Source organism: Megasphaera sp. AF13-6AC, from assembly GCF_027685385.1.
GTDB lineage: Bacteria > Bacillota > Negativicutes > Veillonellales > Megasphaeraceae > Megasphaera > Megasphaera micronuciformis.
In genome coordinates this window covers 1-415 of record NZ_JAQCUN010000318.1, presented here as the reverse complement: position 1 = coordinate 415, position 415 = coordinate 1, and the positions used below count along the sequence as shown (strand labels likewise).

At 45.3% G+C, this 415-nt stretch carries 1 protein-coding gene; it reads left to right on the top strand.

Features of this window, described 5'->3' with window-relative positions; all coding sequences use genetic code 11:
- Positions 1-25: 25 nt before the first annotated feature.
- Positions 26-415, top strand: a 390-nt coding sequence (locus PGX78_RS09125; protein WP_270446651.1) for a class II fructose-bisphosphate aldolase, incomplete at its 3' end; no start/stop codon positions are given.

Here is a 415-nt window from a genome sequence, read left to right as displayed (position 1 = left end):
TTTTCTTTTACAGAGGAGGACTCTCATGCCTTTAGTCACTACTACGGAAATGTTTAAAAAAGCTTATGCCGGCCATTATGCCGTCGGTGCCTTCAATATTAATAATATGGAAATCGTTCAAGCCGTTACGGAAGCGGCCGGCGAATTGAATTCCCCCATTATTCTCCAAGCTTCGGCAGGCGCTCGCAAATATGCTAAACCTGCTTATTTAAAGCACTTGGTTGAAGCGGCTTTGGAAGAATATCCGAATATTCCCATGGCCCTACATCTTGATCACGGAGCGGACTTTGAAACTTGTAAAGATTGTATTGACGGCGGCTTCACATCTGTCATGATTGACGGTTCTCAGTACAGCTTCGATGAAAACGTAGAATTGGCTAAACGGGTTGCCGACTACGCTCATGAACGGGGCGTT